15 protein-coding genes are annotated in these 15,019 nt (G+C 63.5%); 9 read left to right on the top strand and 6 right to left on the bottom strand.

The window, feature by feature from the left end; translation table 11 throughout:
• The 3 genes from E5W87_RS20390 to E5W87_RS20380 form a co-directional block, all read right to left on the bottom strand.
• A partial coding sequence (locus E5W87_RS20390; RefSeq protein ID WP_292401385.1) for an ABC transporter ATP-binding protein occupies positions 1 to 524 on the bottom strand: 524 nt, incomplete at its 3' end.
• Positions 525 to 618: 94 nt separating this feature from the next.
• A complete protein-coding gene (locus E5W87_RS20385; protein WP_292401382.1) occupies positions 619 to 1,914 on the bottom strand; it encodes an ABC transporter substrate-binding protein in 1,296 nt (431 codons plus the stop codon).
• A 55-nt stretch (positions 1,915 to 1,969) separates the two neighbouring features.
• Complete coding sequence (locus E5W87_RS20380; protein WP_292401379.1) at positions 1,970 to 3,403, bottom strand: amidase; 1,434 nt, start codon at positions 3,401 to 3,403, stop codon at positions 1,970 to 1,972.
• 136 nt (positions 3,404 to 3,539) lie between these two features.
• On the opposite strand from E5W87_RS20380, the gene E5W87_RS20375 reads away from it, so the two are divergent.
• Both E5W87_RS20375 and E5W87_RS20370 read left to right on the top strand, forming a co-directional pair.
• Positions 3,540 to 4,505, top strand: coding sequence for a LysR family transcriptional regulator (locus E5W87_RS20375; protein ID WP_292401377.1), 966 nt, complete (start codon positions 3,540 to 3,542; stop codon positions 4,503 to 4,505).
• Positions 4,506 to 4,630: 125 nt separating this feature from the next.
• A complete protein-coding gene (locus tag E5W87_RS20370; protein WP_292401375.1) occupies positions 4,631 to 5,638 on the top strand; it encodes an aldo/keto reductase in 1,008 nt (335 codons plus the stop codon).
• A 6-nt stretch (positions 5,639 to 5,644) separates the two neighbouring features.
• Here the strand turns inward: E5W87_RS20370 and E5W87_RS20365 are convergent, their stop codons facing one another.
• Positions 5,645 to 7,084: a LuxR C-terminal-related transcriptional regulator gene (locus E5W87_RS20365; RefSeq protein WP_292401372.1), complete on the bottom strand. Its 1,440-nt coding sequence runs from the start codon at positions 7,082 to 7,084 to the stop codon at positions 5,645 to 5,647.
• A gap of 26 nt (positions 7,085 to 7,110) precedes the next feature.
• Positions 7,111 to 7,332 carry a hypothetical protein gene (locus E5W87_RS20360; protein WP_292401368.1) on the bottom strand — a complete coding sequence of 74 codons (222 nt, stop codon included), beginning with the start codon at positions 7,330 to 7,332 and terminating at the stop codon, positions 7,111 to 7,113.
• On the opposite strand from E5W87_RS20360, the gene E5W87_RS20355 reads away from it, so the two are divergent.
• Positions 7,331 to 7,522 (top strand): hypothetical protein, encoded by a 192-nt coding sequence (locus E5W87_RS20355; RefSeq protein WP_292401365.1) that lies wholly within the window; start codon positions 7,331 to 7,333, stop codon positions 7,520 to 7,522. The two genes, E5W87_RS20360 and E5W87_RS20355, sit on opposite strands and share 2 nt — an antisense overlap.
• 48 nt (positions 7,523 to 7,570) lie before the next feature.
• Positions 7,571 to 8,458 carry a DMT family transporter gene (locus E5W87_RS20350; RefSeq protein WP_292401362.1) on the top strand — a complete coding sequence of 296 codons (888 nt, stop codon included), beginning with the start codon at positions 7,571 to 7,573 and terminating at the stop codon, positions 8,456 to 8,458.
• 56 nt (positions 8,459 to 8,514) lie between these two features.
• On the opposite strand, the gene E5W87_RS20345 is transcribed toward E5W87_RS20350, so the two are convergent.
• Positions 8,515 to 9,942, bottom strand: coding sequence for a LuxR C-terminal-related transcriptional regulator (locus E5W87_RS20345; protein WP_292401359.1), 1,428 nt, complete (start codon positions 9,940 to 9,942; stop codon positions 8,515 to 8,517).
• 228 nt (positions 9,943 to 10,170) lie between these two features.
• Here E5W87_RS20345 and E5W87_RS20340 point away from each other — a divergent pair, with 228 nt between their 5' ends.
• The 5 genes from E5W87_RS20340 to E5W87_RS20320 form a co-directional block, all read left to right on the top strand.
• A complete protein-coding gene (locus E5W87_RS20340; protein ID WP_292401356.1) occupies positions 10,171 to 10,899 on the top strand; it encodes a gamma-glutamylcyclotransferase in 729 nt (242 codons plus the stop codon).
• Positions 10,883 to 11,113: a hypothetical protein gene (locus E5W87_RS20335; RefSeq protein WP_292401353.1), complete on the top strand. Its 231-nt coding sequence runs from the start codon at positions 10,883 to 10,885 to the stop codon at positions 11,111 to 11,113. The genes E5W87_RS20340 and E5W87_RS20335 overlap by 17 nt, the downstream gene beginning before the upstream one ends.
• 64 nt (positions 11,114 to 11,177) lie before the next feature.
• Positions 11,178 to 12,737, top strand: a complete 1,560-nt coding sequence (locus E5W87_RS20330) for a winged helix-turn-helix domain-containing protein (RefSeq protein ID WP_292401349.1) — start codon at positions 11,178 to 11,180, stop codon at positions 12,735 to 12,737.
• Between the two features lie 252 nt (positions 12,738 to 12,989).
• Positions 12,990 to 13,940 (top strand): substrate-binding domain-containing protein, encoded by a 951-nt coding sequence (locus E5W87_RS20325; RefSeq protein WP_292401346.1) that lies wholly within the window; start codon positions 12,990 to 12,992, stop codon positions 13,938 to 13,940.
• 242 nt (positions 13,941 to 14,182) lie between these two features.
• Positions 14,183 to 15,019: ATP-binding cassette domain-containing protein (locus E5W87_RS20320; RefSeq protein ID WP_292401343.1), on the top strand; the 837-nt coding region annotated here is incomplete at its 3' end.

Below are 15,019 nucleotides of genomic sequence, written 5' to 3'. Positions count from 1 at the left end.
TCGTCGAGGAACAGCATCTTCGGCTTGGTGGCGATGGCACCGGCGATCATCAGGAGCTTGCGGTCGAGCACCGGCAGCCGCGCCACGGTCTCTTCAGACTTGCCCGCAAGTCCGACGAAATCTAGCGCCTCCATTGTTGCCTGCCGGACATCCTCGCCGAGGCGGAAGCCGGCCAGCCTGCGCCGTTGCCGGCCGAAATAGGCGGCGATCTCGATGTTTTCGCGAACGGTCAAGCTGTCGAAGGCGGCATTGAGCTGAAAGGTCCGGGCCATGCCGAGCTGGCAGATACGGTCGGCCCCAAGGGTCGAAATCTCGGTGTCGCCGAAATGCACGCGGCCGCCGCTGGCCGGCGTTATGCCTGTCACCACATCGAAGAAGGTCGTCTTGCCGGCGCCGTTCGGCCCGCCAATGCCGACGATCTCGCCCGGATTGACGACCATCGACACGCCGTCGACGGCGGCCAGCGAGCCGAACCGTTTGACGACGCTGTCACAAACCAGCATCGGGCCCGCAGCCTCAGTCATCTTTCTTGCCTGCTCGCCTGGCATCAACTCTTTGACCTCGTGGGGACCAGTCGGGCGCATGACCCGGCCGGTCTGGTGCGTCGCTTCACCTGGTTCACTTGATCCATGGCGGCAGGACAAAACTGTCCGTCGCGTAGAGCACCGGCGCGATCAGTTTCGGATCGGTCTTGTAATCCTGATGCTGCAGGAACTGGTGCGGCATGCCGAGCGACGGATCCGCCACCTGCGTCGGGTAGCAGAACGCCGACTGACCCGCCGGATCGGCCCGGTAGGTGCCGTTGACCCCGCGATAGACCAGCCGTTTCATGGCGTTGGCCACCTTGGTGGTCTGCTCCTTGTTGAACGGTTCGCCCGGACCACCGGCGATTGCCGCGGCAAGCGCCCACATCCACAGTCCGTCATAGGTCTGCGATCCCGTGATGTAAGCGGAGTTCGGACCAAACTTCGCCCTGTAACTCTCGCGGAACGATTTGGAGAAATCGTCCGGCAGGCAACCGATCACCGTCGAATAGACGACGCCGTTGACCGCCTCGCCGCCGATCTCGCGGAACGCGGGCAGCGACGGCCCGTACTGCATATAGATCAGACTGTTGATCGGCTCGACGAGGAACTGGACCATGAACTGCGCCAGGTCCTGCGGCAGGAAATGCGTGACCAGGATCGCCGCCGGCGGATCCTGCCGGAGCTTCGCAAGCGTTGGGCCCCATTGGTTGGTCGGGAACGGAACCGTCTCGAACAGGCTAACCTCGAATCCGTACTCGGCGGCCTTGTCGCGGATCGCGTTGGCGATGACGATCGAATATTCATTGGCCGACGGGATGATGGCGATCTTCTTGTTCGGCGCCTTCCATTTGCCGTCCGTGGCCAGCGTCTTGAGAAAATTCAGGCAGCCGGGACCATACCAGAATTCCGGCGGATCGCCCTGGAAGGAACTGTAGTAGCGGGCCGGGTCGGTCTTGAACTTCTCATTGTGCGAAATCAGCGTGTTGTAGTGCATCATGATGACGTCATTGTCGGCGGCGACGTCCATCTCGATCATGTTGGTGCCGAGATTGTAGCCGTTGATGATGACCGGAGCGGTGAAACGATCGATCAGGCGCTGCATCGACTGGCTGACTAGGTCGGCGCCCATTTCCTTAGTGTCTTCGATGTGGATCTCGACAGGCCGGCCGAGAATGCCGCCCGCCGCATTGATCTCCTCGGCGGCGAGGTCGAGGCCGTTCTTGAACTCGATGCCGTCGGCGGCGGCGATACCCGACATCGGCAGGGCCGAGCCGACCGGAATGGGGGTGGCGTCCTGGGCGATCGCCGCATTGTTCATGTCGGCAAGAAGAGCAGCACCAGCTCCCGCGCCGACCACCCCTTGCAGCATTGCACGTCTGTTGATCATGGCAAAATTCCCCTTTTTTGTCGTCGGTTACGGTCTGTTCTTTATGCGAAATGGGTCAGGCGAAATCCTTTAGGTGTAACGCTTGCGGCAGAGGCCGAAAGGCGGGTTCCAGGTCGGCCGCCGCGGAAAGCACGCGGGCATCGTCGCCGCGCGCGCCGATGATCTGGAAGCCGACCGGCAGGCCCGCCGCCGTCATGCCGCAAGGGATGACGCAGGCCGGTTGCTGGCTGAGATTGATCGGATAGCTGAATGCCGCCCATTCGGTCCAGCGCGACAGGCCGCTGCCTGACGGCACTTCAAGCCCGACATCGAAGGCCGGAACCGATGTCCCCGGCGAAACGATGAAGTCATAGGTGTCGAGCAGCCGATCCATGGCGGCGCCGAATTCGCCGCGCTGTAACTGTGCGGCGACCAGCGCCTTGGCGTCGAACGCCGCCCCGGCCCGGGCGATCTCCAGGAAACCCGGATCGATCCCTGACCGTTCGTTCTCCGGGATCAGTGCCAACCGCGCGGCGGCGCCGGTGAACCAGTGGGACTGGAAAAGATTGAGCAGATCGCCGCCGAGGAGATCAATGGGTTCGACCGTCGCGCCAAACGCGCGGAAATGCGTCAGCGCGTGGGACACGGCGGCCGCGATTTCTTCATCCAGCACGCCGGATGGCGGCTTCGACCAGTAGCCGATCCGGGCCCCTTGCAGCGTCTCCTCGATCCGGCCAAGCGGCGCCAGCGTTCCCGAGCCTTGCTGCCAGTCGCTGAGATCGCGACCGGACATCGCCAGCGCCATGATGGAAAGATCGGCCGCGCTCCGCGCCATCGGTCCGATATGGGCGACGGTTCCAAACGCGCTCGACGGATAGGCCGGCACGCGACCGAACGTCGGCTTCAGTCCGGCGATACCGGTGAAGGATGCCGGGATCCGGATTGATCCGCCGCCGTCGGTACCGAGGTGGAAAACGCCGGCTCCGGTGGCGGCCGCTACCGCGGCGCCGCCGGAAGAACCGCCGGGCGTCTTTTCGGCATTCCAGGGATTGCGCGTGATGCCGCAAAGTCCGCTGTCGGTGATCGCCTTCCAGCCGAATTCGGGCGTCGTTGTCTGTCCGATGAAGACGGCACCCGCTCGGCGCAGCAGGGCAACGGCGGGCGCATCACTGTCGCAAGGCGCAGCCGGCGTGGTCCTGCTGCCATAACGCACGCTCCAGCCCTCGACCCAAACGATGTCTTTCAGCGTCGTCGGTATGCCGTCCGCGGCCGATAGTGGCTCACCTGCCCGCCAGCGTTTTTCGGAAGCGTCGGCGGCCTCGATCGCAGCCTTGCGGTCGATCATGGTGAAGGCGTTGAAAAGCGGATTGATCGCTTCGGCGCGATCAAGCGCCGCCATCGTCACCTCGACAGGCGATACCACACCGGTGCGGTAAGCGGCGTTGAGTTCCGCGGCGCTCAGGCGGCACAGATCATCGGCGTCGGCAATGGGAGAGATCCCATTTGGCATGCAGTGCGAACCCCTCGTTTCCATGGCCGCTCTCGTGGCAGCCTTGTCAGCAGAGGCAGTTTGGCGGGTTTCTTCACTTCCACAAAATGTATTATTGCGAGTAACATGCGCTATTAAATGCAACAATTGGATTGCCATGAACCTGACCGTCCGGCAGTTGCGCTATGTCTGCGAGGTCGCTCGCCTCGGCAGCGTGCTGGCGGCCTCCAAATCGCTCTTCATCTCGCAATCCTCCATTCTGGCGGCGATCACGCTGGCTGAGGCCGAGATGGGCGCGCGTATTTTCGACAGGCGACCGGCGCGGGGCGTCTCCATCACGCCGGCCGGCCAACGCTTCGTCGCCGCCGCCCGCGTCATGCTGGCGGCGGAAACCGAGTTCAACCGGTCGATAGGCGATCTCAGCGGCCGCGTGCCGAAAGTCGTGCGCATCGGCTGTTTCGAGCCGTTCGGAGCGCTATTCATGCCGGAAATGCTGCGCAGCTATCTCGCCAGCGTCGGCGATGTCGAGATCGACTTGGTTGAGGCCGACCAGGTCCAGCTTCAGGAACGGCTTGTCGCCGGCCAGATCGACCTGGCCATTCTCTACGACATCGGACCGATCGGCATCGACAGCGTCACCCGCATCTGCAAGGTACCGGCACACGCCGTGCTCAATGCCGATGATCCCCTCGCCGCGCGCGACGGCATCTGGCTGGCGGAACTGGCGGAGCGGCCGCTGGTCTTGCTCGATCTGCCGCACACCGCAACCTATCTCCTGACCTTGTTCGACGTGCTGGCCAAACGACCGGAGGTGCGCTTTCGCACGCGCTCCTACGAGACGGTCCGCTCGGCGGTCGCCTCGGGTTTCGGCATGGCCATCCTCAACATGCGGCCGATCGGCCGGGCCACCGCCGATGGCGACGAGATCGTTCGAAAACCGATCTTCGACGAATTGCCGCCACCGACGCTGATCATCGCCGACATGTACGGTTCGGCAAAGCCGCTCTTCGTGCGGGTCTTCATCGACATATTCCACCGCTTCTTCGACACGGTCGGCCCGTCCGGCTTTTCGGTGACGACGCCGGAGCGCGAGCCTTTGCTGCTGGTTGCCAGGAAAGGCTGACGGCGATCCTCTTCGGCTCACGCGATCGTGCGATTTAGCCCTTAGCCGGGCGACTGTGGGAACTAAGCGAACGCCCTATATCGTCCTGGCGCACACGAACCTGACTCTATCCGGAGATCTCTTCCATGACCTTGAGCACACGCAAGCTGGGCAGCCAGGGGCTGCAGGTATCGGTGATCGGCCTCGGCTGCATGGGCATGAGCCAGTCCTACGGCCCGGCCGACGAGGCGGAATCGATCGCCACGCTGCACCGCGCCATCGAGCTCGGCTGCACCTTCTTCGATACGGCGGAAGTCTATGGCCCGCACACCAATGAGGCATTGCTCGGCCACGCCTTGAAGGGTCGGCGCCACGAGGTGACGATCGCCACCAAATTCGGCTTCCGGATCGAAAACGGCAAGCAGATCGGCACCGATCGCAACAGCCGGCCCGAGCATATCCGAGAGGCGGTGGAAGGCTCGCTCAGTCGGCTCGCCACCGACCATATAGACCTGCTCTACCAGCACCGCGTCGACCCGGGCGTGCCGATCGAAGATGTGGCGGGTGCTGTCGGCGAGCTGATCGCTCAGGGCAAGGTGCGTTACTTCGGCCTGTCGGAGGCGGGTGCGGCCAACATACGCCGGGCGCACGCCGTGCATCCGGTGTCGGCGGTGCAGAGCGAATATTCGCTGTGGGAACGCAATCTGGAGCCGGAGATCATCCCGCTGCTCGGTGAACTCGGCATCGGCCTGGTGCCGTTCGCGCCGCTTGGCCGCGGTTTCCTCACCGGCGACGTCAAGCGCGCCGAAGACTATCCGGAGGGCGACTTCCGCCGCGGCGATCTGCGCTACCAGGGCGCCAACTACGATGCCAATGTGCAGGCAGCCGCAATTGTCCGCGACATCGCCACGGCGAAGGGTGTCAAGCCGGGCCAGATCGCGCTGGCCTGGCTGCTGCACAAGGGCGCCGACTTCGGCATTGATATCGTGCCGATCCCCGGTACCAAGCGCCGAAAATATCTCGAGGAGAATGTCGCTGCCGCAGCGATCAAGCTCGACGACGCCGCAATGCAAGCGCTCAACGACGCGCTGGCGCCGGGCAAGGTCTCGGGTGAGCGCTACAACGAACGCACCATGGTGACGATAGATAGGTAGGGGCGTCTACGGCAGCTTCGCCAGTTCGGCAGCGTGGCGGATGGCAAGCAACGCATCCCGGTTGGTCACGGGATAGCCTGCGATGAAGCGTTCGACCGAGAAGCCTGGAAATTCGGCTCTCAAGCGGGCCGCGGCGCGCGCCGTCTCGCCGGCCTCGCCCATGGCCGCATGCGAAAGCGCCAGGAACATCAGCACGTCCGGCGACTCCGGCGAACTCCTGCGGAGCGCCGCGATGGCTTGCTCGTGTCTGCCGGCGACGAACAGGATTCGGCCTTGCATGCCGAAATACCAGGGCGGGGCCAATGGATTGAGGCGCATGGCACGCTCGATGAGCGGGATCGCCTCGGCCGGATCGCCAACGACAAGCGCCTTACTGCCGGCCAGCAGCGGCAGTATGCCGGCGTGGTTGGAGCCGTATTCGAGTGCGCGCCGGTGCGCGCGCTCCGCTCCTTCGAGATCGCCAAGGCATGCTCTGACATTGCCAAGGCATGCGTGAGCGCAGCTGTCCGTCGGGTCGAGGCGCAAGGCGTTTTCGGCCGCCGTCCGCCAGTTCTCGATCGACGTCAGCACGTCGTCGCCAAAGCCGTTGCAGGCCTCGACCGAATAGGCATAGGCGAGTTCGGCCCAGCAGTTGGCGAAAGTAGGGTCAAGCTCCAGCGCGCGTGAAAACAGGCGGATCGCCTCGGAATTTCCGGCGCGGCTGAACGTAGTGTGCTGTTCGAGGGCAAGCAGATAACAGTCATAGGCCCGCAAGCTGGCCGGCGGCTTGCGGCGAACCGCATTGCGGCCGACCGTGGCAAGCGTTCCGTAACTGCCGGCGAACACATTGATGATGCTTTCGGTCAGGCTATCCTGCAGCGCGAAAATGTCCTCGAACGGGCGGTCGTAGCGCTCCCTCCACAGGCTGACGCCGCTACGGGCATCGGCAAGCTCTATGGTCAAGCGAACCCTCCGGTCGTCCGCCCGCAACTGGCCCGATACGATATAGGTGACGCCGAGCGCCTTGCCGTCCGCCGCGAAATCGGCCGGCTTGCTGCCCAGCGATTTCATCGTGTGGAAGGCGATGACAGGCAAGCCCGCGTAACGTGCCAGGTCGATGGTGATGTCCGACGACAGGCCGTCGGCAAAGCGGCGCCAACGCTCTTCGGAATTGAGGCATTCGATCGGAAATATCGCGAGCACCGGCGGAGCATCCGATGGGAGTAACAGCCCGTCCGGCCGAGCGCCGGAAGCGCCGGCAAAATACGCCGCAAGCCCGATCTTGGTACGCACGCCAAGTTTGTCGTAGATGGCCGCAAGGTGGGTGCGAACAGTGGTCGGGGCAATGAAAAGTGCATTGCCGATTTCGCGATAGGTCATGCCGGCAGCGAATTTTTCCGCGACCGCGCGCTCGCGGCCCGACAAGGCATCGAGCGTCTGCGCTTTCGAAGCGTCGTTGACCGTCATGATGGAAACCGCCCCAGGACAGAATACTACAAATGCAGGAGGCCGAATACTGCATCTGCCCGATCCCGCCGCAGGCGCACAAATTGCAAGATCGCTTGCGGCAACAAGCTGCAATCAGGGGAGGTTTCCATGCGTCCTGTTTCGATAATGCTGGCATGTACGATCTTGAGTTTTTCCGCCGCCCAGTCGCCATCGTTCGCAAGAGGATGCAGGCAGGTGCTGGAATCGGATGTGAAAATCACAAGCATGCGCGTTTATGCCGACATCCTGGCCAATGCCGCCCGCAACGGCTGGGACTACACGCCTGAATCGATCGTCAGCGGCTCAAATCGGCATTTCGAGGAGATGAAGCTCCAGTTGAACGACGCCGGCTATGAGATCGTCCCCGTCGGCGTCCGCCCGTATTGCAAACGGTTGGATAAGCTCGCCGCCCGCTAGCAACCAGCGATCCGCCCTTTGCGGCGCAAGCTTCGTCGAGACACCGATATGTCGAGGGTGCAGGCTAACTGTCTGCTTCTGCTTGCTGCTGCCTTTTGGGGCTTCGGCAATGTTGCGCAGAAGACCGTGCTGGATCATCTCGATCCGCTCAGCGCCGTGGGCATGCGCTGCCTGATCGCGGGGCTCATGGTCGCGCCACTGACGATGCTCGAATGGGGAAGGAAATTCGGGCTCGGCTATTGGATGAGCCTCACCAAAGTGAGCGTTCTGTTTTCGATTTCCGTTATCATCCAGCAGGTCTCCTATCTCGACACCTCCGTTACCAATGCAAGCTTCCTGGTGAGCACGGCAACGGTGATGACACCGCTCGCAGCCTGGTTCCTGATTGGCGAGCGCCCGAATGCTGTCGGCGGGCTTGCGGCTGCCATGACACTGGTCGGTGTCCTGCTGCTGTCTGGAGGCTTGACCGCCAGCTTCAGCCAGGGCGATCTGGCAGCGACCCTTTCGGCCGCGTGCTACGCGCTTTGGATGGTGGAGCTTGGCCGCCACATGCAGATCCACGGCGCGCCGGTCGCGACGGCTGCCGCGCAGTTTCTCGGGGCCGCCGTGATCACCCTCCCGCTCGGCGCTCTTCAGGGTAATTTGTCGCTGGCCGCCGTCAGCGATGCAGGTCCGGAACTCGCCGTGCTCGGCATCTTCTCGACCTGGGCCGCCTTCGGCATCCAGACGATTGCCCAACGCTTCACGTCCGCCAGCCATGCCGCAGTGATCGTGAGCGCGGAAAGCGTGTTCGGAGCAATTGGCGCGGCAATATTTCTGGGCGAGCGGCTGTCGCCGGTCGGAGCAGTCGGTGCTGCGGTCGTATTTGGATCAATCACCTTGCTGTCGCTGACGACCGACAAATCCGAAATCAGCAAGCCGGCGGTGGCGGACTGAGAGATTATCGGGGCAATGTGCGGTCGCGGACCCCTCGGCTTCAAGATCTAGGGGCCTCAGCCGAGCCTTGCCAGCTTTGCGGCGTCGCGTATGGCTTGCACGGCATGCGGGTTTGTCACGGGATAGGCCGCGATGAAGCGTTCGACCGAAAAGTCCGGGAATTCAGCTTTCAAGCGGGCTGCAATCCTGGCCGCCTCGCCGGTCTCGCTCACGGCTGCATGCGCCAGCGCCAAAAACATTAGCACGTTCGGAGAGTCCGGCGAACCTCTGCGGAGCGCCGCGACAGCTTCCCGATGCCTGCCGGCGGCAAACAGGATTCGGCCCTGCATGCCGAAATACCAGCGCGGGGCCAGCGGATTGAGGTGCATGGCGCGCTCGATGAGCGGGATCGCCTCTGCCGGATCGCCGGCGACAAGGGCCTTGCTGCCGGCCAGCAGCGCCAGCGTGTCGGCATGGTTGGAGCCGTATTCGAAGCCACGCTGATACGCGCGCTCTGCCCCCTCAAAGTCGCCGAGACATCCCCTGAGATCGCCAAGGCAGGTGTGGGCGGCGCTGTCCGTCGGGTCGAGCCGCAAGGCGTTTTCGACCGCCGTCCTCCAGTTCTCGATCGAGCCCGGCACGTCGTCGCCAAAGCCGTTGCAGGCCTGGATGGAATAGGCATAGGCGAGTTCGGTCCAGGCCCTCACCAGAGTGGGGTCAAGCTCCAGCGCCCGTGAAAATACGCGGATTGCCTCCGCATTGCCGGCGCGGCTGAACGTGTTGTGCTGTTCGACGCCAAGCAGATAAAGGTCATAGGCCCGCAAGCTGGCCGGCGGCTTGCGGCGAACCGCCTTGCGGCCGACCGTGGCGAGCGTGCCGGAACTGCCGGCCAGCACATTAATGACGTTCTCGGTCAGGCTGTCTTGCAGCGCGAAAATGTCCTCGACCGGGCGGTCATAGCGCTCGCTCCACAGGCTGACGCCGTTGCCCGCGTCGGCAAGCTCAATCGTCAAGCGAACCCTCTGGTCGTCTGCACGCAACTGGCCCGACACGATATAGGTAGCGCCGAGCGCCTTGCCGTCGGCCACGAAATCGGCGGGCTTGCTGCCCAGCGATTTCATCGTGTGGAAGGCGATGACAGGCAAATCCGCGTAGCGCGCCAAGTCGATGGTGATGTCCGACGACAGACCGTCGGCAAAGCGGCGCCAGCGCTCTTCCGAATTCAGGCATTCGATCGGAAATATGGCGAGCACCGGCGGAGCGTCCGACGGGGGTGACAGCCTGTCTGACCGAGCGCCAGGGGCACCGGCAAAATGCGCTGCGAGGGCGACCTTGTTGCGAACGCCAAGCTTATCGTAGATCGAAGCAAGATGGGTGCGCACGGTCGAGGGAGCGATGAACAGCGCCTCGCCGATCTCGCGGTAGGTCAGGCCGGCGGCAAATTTCTCCGCCACCGCGCGCTCGCGGTCGGACAGAGCTGGCGACGACGTCGCGATGCGGTTCACGGCAAATTTCCTGCCACCGGACGGAGAGACGGATTCAACTGCTGCCGATGCAGGATACTACAAAAGGAGAACCCTAAACACCGCATCTGACCGATTGTGATGCCGCGCTTCGAAGCCGAAAGCTTCTCGCACGCTCCATTCGATTTCAGCACAATATCAGCATCCGTTCAGGACGCGGAGGCCATGTCACGGCGATGCTCTCTCGGGAGACAAACCCGATGAGCGGCCATGACAATCGCCCTGACAGAAGACCTCCTCGCCAGGATCGATCGCAAGATCGAAGACGCCGGCCCGGCGCCCGGACTGCGCAATCTGGAGGATCGCGACTATGCCGACATTCGCAAGCAGCTGCTTGCGAGACGCCCGCGTGACGTTTGGGTGTTCGCCTATGGCTCACTACTGTGGAACCCATGCTTCGAATTCGTCGAGGAGCGACCGGCAACCGTGCATGGCTGGCATCGGCGATTTTCGCTGTGGCTGACCCGCTGGCGCGGCACGCGCGAGCGGCCCGGCCTGATGCTTGCGCTCGACCGTGGCGGCAGCTGCCGCGGTGTCGTCTACCGTCTCCCCGACCTTGATATCGACGCGGCAATTGACCGGCTGCTGCGCCGGGAGATGAGCGCCAACCCGCCGACCAACATTCCCCGCTGGGTCTCGGTTCGAGGCGCTGGTGGGAATTTGCGGGCCATCTCCTTCGTCGCCGACCGGAGTGGCCCTGCCTATGCGGCAGGCTTGCCCGAGCAGACCACGGTGGAAATCCTGTCGCTCGCCGCCGGTCACATCGGAAGCTGCGCCGACTATCTGCGCCGCACTGTCGTTCAGCTCGAAGCCCGCAACATCCGCGACGCCACGCTGTGGCGGCTGCAGGGCAAGGTCGCCGCTTACCTCAGATCATTGCAATCCGGCACGCACTTGCCGGCACCAACCGTGGAAATCGAACATGCATGCGAAGGTTGAGGAACCATTCCTCCCGTCGGTTCTGGCACGGGAAGCGGTGCACCGGATCCTGTCGACGGGCAACGTTGAATTCTGCGGCGGCGAAACGGCTCAGATGCTGCATTATCTCGACCTGCTGACACCGAGTGAGACAGCCATGATCCCTGCCGAAACGATTCCTGCAGAAACGAGGCCGCGCCTGTGGCAACGCCTTTCCGGCATCTTTCGGGCTTGACCTTTACCGGCTTATGCGGCTCCGATGATCGTTGCGCAATCAAGCGCAGCGGTGGTGCAGGAGCTTGGCACACCAGGTCGGCAACTCGGTTCTCGATCTCGACCGCGGCACATTGCGGCGTGACGGCGAGATCGTGCCGGTGCGGCCAAAGACCTTCGAACTGCTGGCCTTCCTGGTGCGCAATCCCGGCCGTGTGCTGAGCAAGGACGAACTGTTCCAGGCGGTCTGGCCCAACACCATCGTGACAGAGGATTCGCTAACGCAATGCATTCGCGATGTGCGCAAATGCATAGGCGACGAGACGCAGTCGCTGGTTCGCACCGTACCCCGGCGCGGCTACATGCTCCAGGCTGCCGACGACAGCCTGTCCGCTTCGCCGCCGCCGGCCACCGCTGCGGTTCAGATTGAACGAGCGCCCGAGCCGATGGTCGCGATCCTGCCGTTTCGCGTCAACCTTGGCGATGCGACGGCAAAGCCACTCTTCGATGGTGCGGTCGAGGAGATCATCAACGCACTTTCCTACTTCAAGACTATCGCGGTACTGGCGCGCCATTCGGCCTTCGCGCTTGCCGAACATTCCGACCAGGACATTTGGGCGACAGCTGAGCGCCTCGGTGCCGACTATATCGCGGAAGGCACAGTCGAACGCGCCAACGACGGCTACAGCACGCACGTCGTCCTGTCCGAGACGGCGTCCGGCCGGCGCATTTGGGCGCAGGCGTTTTCGTTCAGGACCAGCGATATCTTTGTCTTTCAAAGGATGGTGGCGCAACGGATCGCGACCGCGCTGGTCGCCAACATCGAGAGCGCGGCGATAAGGCGCACGTCCCCCGCGCCCGCCGCCAACATCGAGGCCTATGTCCATATATTGCGCGGCATCGCGCTTCTGCGCAGCTATGGCGACGACGTCAACCAGCAGGCCCGCGAACATTTGCTGAAGGCGCTCGAACTCGATCCGGATTCGGGGCTGGCTCACGCCTATCTCGCCTTGGCGGACATGATCATAGGCGGCTATGGCGGCGCGCCTCGCGCCTTGCTCGATCAGGCGCGAGACCGGGCCTTGCATGCCACTGCACTCAGCCCGCACGAGGCACGTTGCCACCGCATCCTGGCGTTGATCCTTCTCTACCTGGCCGAATTCGACGCCGCCGCACGCCATTTCGCGCGCGCATTGGATCTGAACCCCTATGATGCCGACACGTTGGCCCAGACGGGCTTTTTCGAGGTCATACGCGGCCATGGCGAGACCGGCCTGGTGCTGCTGGACCAGGCGATCCAACTCAATCCGATGCATCCCGCCTGGTATTATTACGACCGGGGTGAGGCCCTGCTTGTCCTTGGTCGCTACCCGGAAGCGGTAGCGTCTTTTTCCTGCCTTCCGCGAAAGAGTGCCTGGCAATGGGCGCGGCTGGCGGCTTGTCACGCGCTTGACGGCAATATCGACAAGGCAAGGACCTGCACGAGGGAAGGCCGCCGCCTAAATCCCGGCCTGACCGTACAGGCAATCATGGCGGACCTTCACATAATGCGCTCGGAAGATCGGGAGCGGATACGGTCCGGTCTCGAGTTGGCCGAATGGGATGACGTGCAAATGCCGGATGCGCAAATGCCGACAACACCATGAGCAGCACCGGCGGCGCTGGGCACATGACGCGGCCCCGAGTCGAATCCACCCGTTCTTGCGCAAACCTCCGGCCTTGGCTAGCATCCGCCCGCAGGCACCGAGCGGAGGAGAACGTCGCGGTGGACCGGCTGGAGCGCCGTTGCGTCCCCTTGGGCGCTCAAAGACACTCCATTTCTAGATCGACGCATGAACCTGCCGGAGACCCATTCCGGTTTTCGGGGTCGTGCGCTCATGGTGGAGGAGACTAAATTGATGAACAGACGTGAATTCCTGCTGTCGTCCGTGGCGATGAGCACATTGGCGCTGGCCGCTCCGCAACCGGCATTCGCCCAAGACAAACTGACCATCCTGGGTTCGGTGCCGAGCCTCGGCTTTCCGTTCTTCGTTCACATGCTGAACCAGATCAAGGCGGAGGCGCAGGCGCAAGGCGTCAACCTGACCGAGAGCGACGGCCAGAATTCGGCGCCCAAGCAGACCGCCGATATCGAGGCGGCGGTTGTGCAGAAAGTCAACGCCATCGTCATCTCGCCGCTCGACGTCAACGCACTGGCGCCGGCCATCGAGCAGGCGGTGCAGGCCGGTATTCCCGTCGTCACCATCGACCGTCGGGTTGACGGCGTCGAAGGCATCCTCGCCCATGTCGGCGCCGATAATGTCAAGGGCGGCGAGGCCGAAGCGCAGGCCATGGTGGCGGCGTTCCCGAACGGCGCCAAAATCTTCCATCTGCAGGGTCAGCCCGGCGCTGGGCCCGCGATCGACCGCAACAAGGGCGTGCACAACGTTCTCGATCCGCTGAAGGACAAGTACCAGATCATCTTCGAGCAGACCGCCAACTTCGGTCGCGCCGAGGCACTCTCCGTCACCGAGGCCGGCCTTGCCGCCAACGGCAAGCCCGACGCGATCATCTGCGCCAACGACGACATGGCGCTTGGCGCAGTTGAAGCGTGCGCGGCGCGTAACTTCACCGACGTCAAGATCTACGGCTTCGATGCGCTTCCCGAAGCGCTGGTCGCCGTGCGCGACGGCAAACTGGCCGGCACGGTCGAACAGTTTCCCGGCGAGCAGTCGCGCACCGCGGTGCAGATCGCCGTCGCCTATGCCAAGGACAAGACCGAGCCCAAGGAAAAGCTCGTGCTGCTGACGCCGATCGTCATCGGCAAGGACAATCTCGACAAGGCTGAAAGGCTGGGCGAGACGAAGTAGCGAGCATAAAGGGCGCGCAGCAGCAAAAGTAGCGTTCTGTCGCCCCCCTCTGCCCTGCCGGGCATCTCCCCCACGTGGGGGAGATCGGCAGCTTCGCCGATAGCGCCTTTTTTGCAACGCAGGAGATTGGCGAAAGCCAAGGTGACATCCAATCTCCCCCCTCGTGGGGGAGATGTCCGGCAGGACAAAGGGGGGCGCTGTCCCGCCTGCCTGCGTGTGAATCGGAATTCAAGGAGGATCGCTTGTCTCCAGCAGAAGCCGCAGCGCCGTCGCTATCTCCCGCTCTCCTCGCTGTCGAGGGCGTGACCAAGCGCTTTGCCGGCGTGACTGCGCTAAATGACGTTTCGCTCGAGGTTCGGCCGGGCGAAATCCTCGGCCTGCTCGGCGAGAACGGTGCCGGCAAGTCGACGCTGCTGAAAATCCTGTCCGGCGTGATGCCGCCCACCAGCGGCCGCATCGTCTTCGACGGCGTCGAATTCGCTCCGCACAATCCGCAGGATGCCAAGCGCCACGGCATCGTCACCATCTACCAGGAACTGAGCCTGATCCCGACGCTCACCGTGGCGGAGAACATCTTCATCGGCCGCGCGCCGCTCGGGCCGCTCGGCCTGGTGAGCTGGCGGAAGATGGAGGAAGCCTCCCGCGGCATCATCGCCCGCGTCGGTCTGGATCTCGACCCGGCGACGCCGGTGTCGGCACTGTCGGTAGCCGAGCAGCAGCTGGTCGAGATCGCCCGCGCGCTATCGCTGAAGAGCCGCCTCATCATTATGGACGAGCCGACCTCGGCGCTGACCGAAACCGAAGTGCAACGGCTGATGTCGATCATGGACCGGCTGCGCAGGGACGGCGTCGCCATCATGTTCGTCACCCACCGGCTGGAAGAGGCCTCTGCCATCTGCGATCGCATGACGGTGCTGCGCGACGGCAGGCTGGCCGGCCATCTCGACCGCGACGGCGGGCCGATCAAGCTGCCAAGGATTATCGAGAAGATGGTCGGTCGCGCCGCATCCGAGCTTTATGCCAGGCCGACGCTGCGCGATGTCGCCGGCGACGTGAGGCTTTCCGTGCGCGGACTGCGC

This window comes from Mesorhizobium sp. (genome assembly GCF_004962925.1).
Taxonomy (GTDB): Bacteria; Pseudomonadota; Alphaproteobacteria; order Rhizobiales; family Rhizobiaceae; genus Mesorhizobium.
The sequence above is the reverse complement of the archived record's forward strand: the minus strand, read 5'-3'. Positions and strand labels throughout refer to the sequence as shown.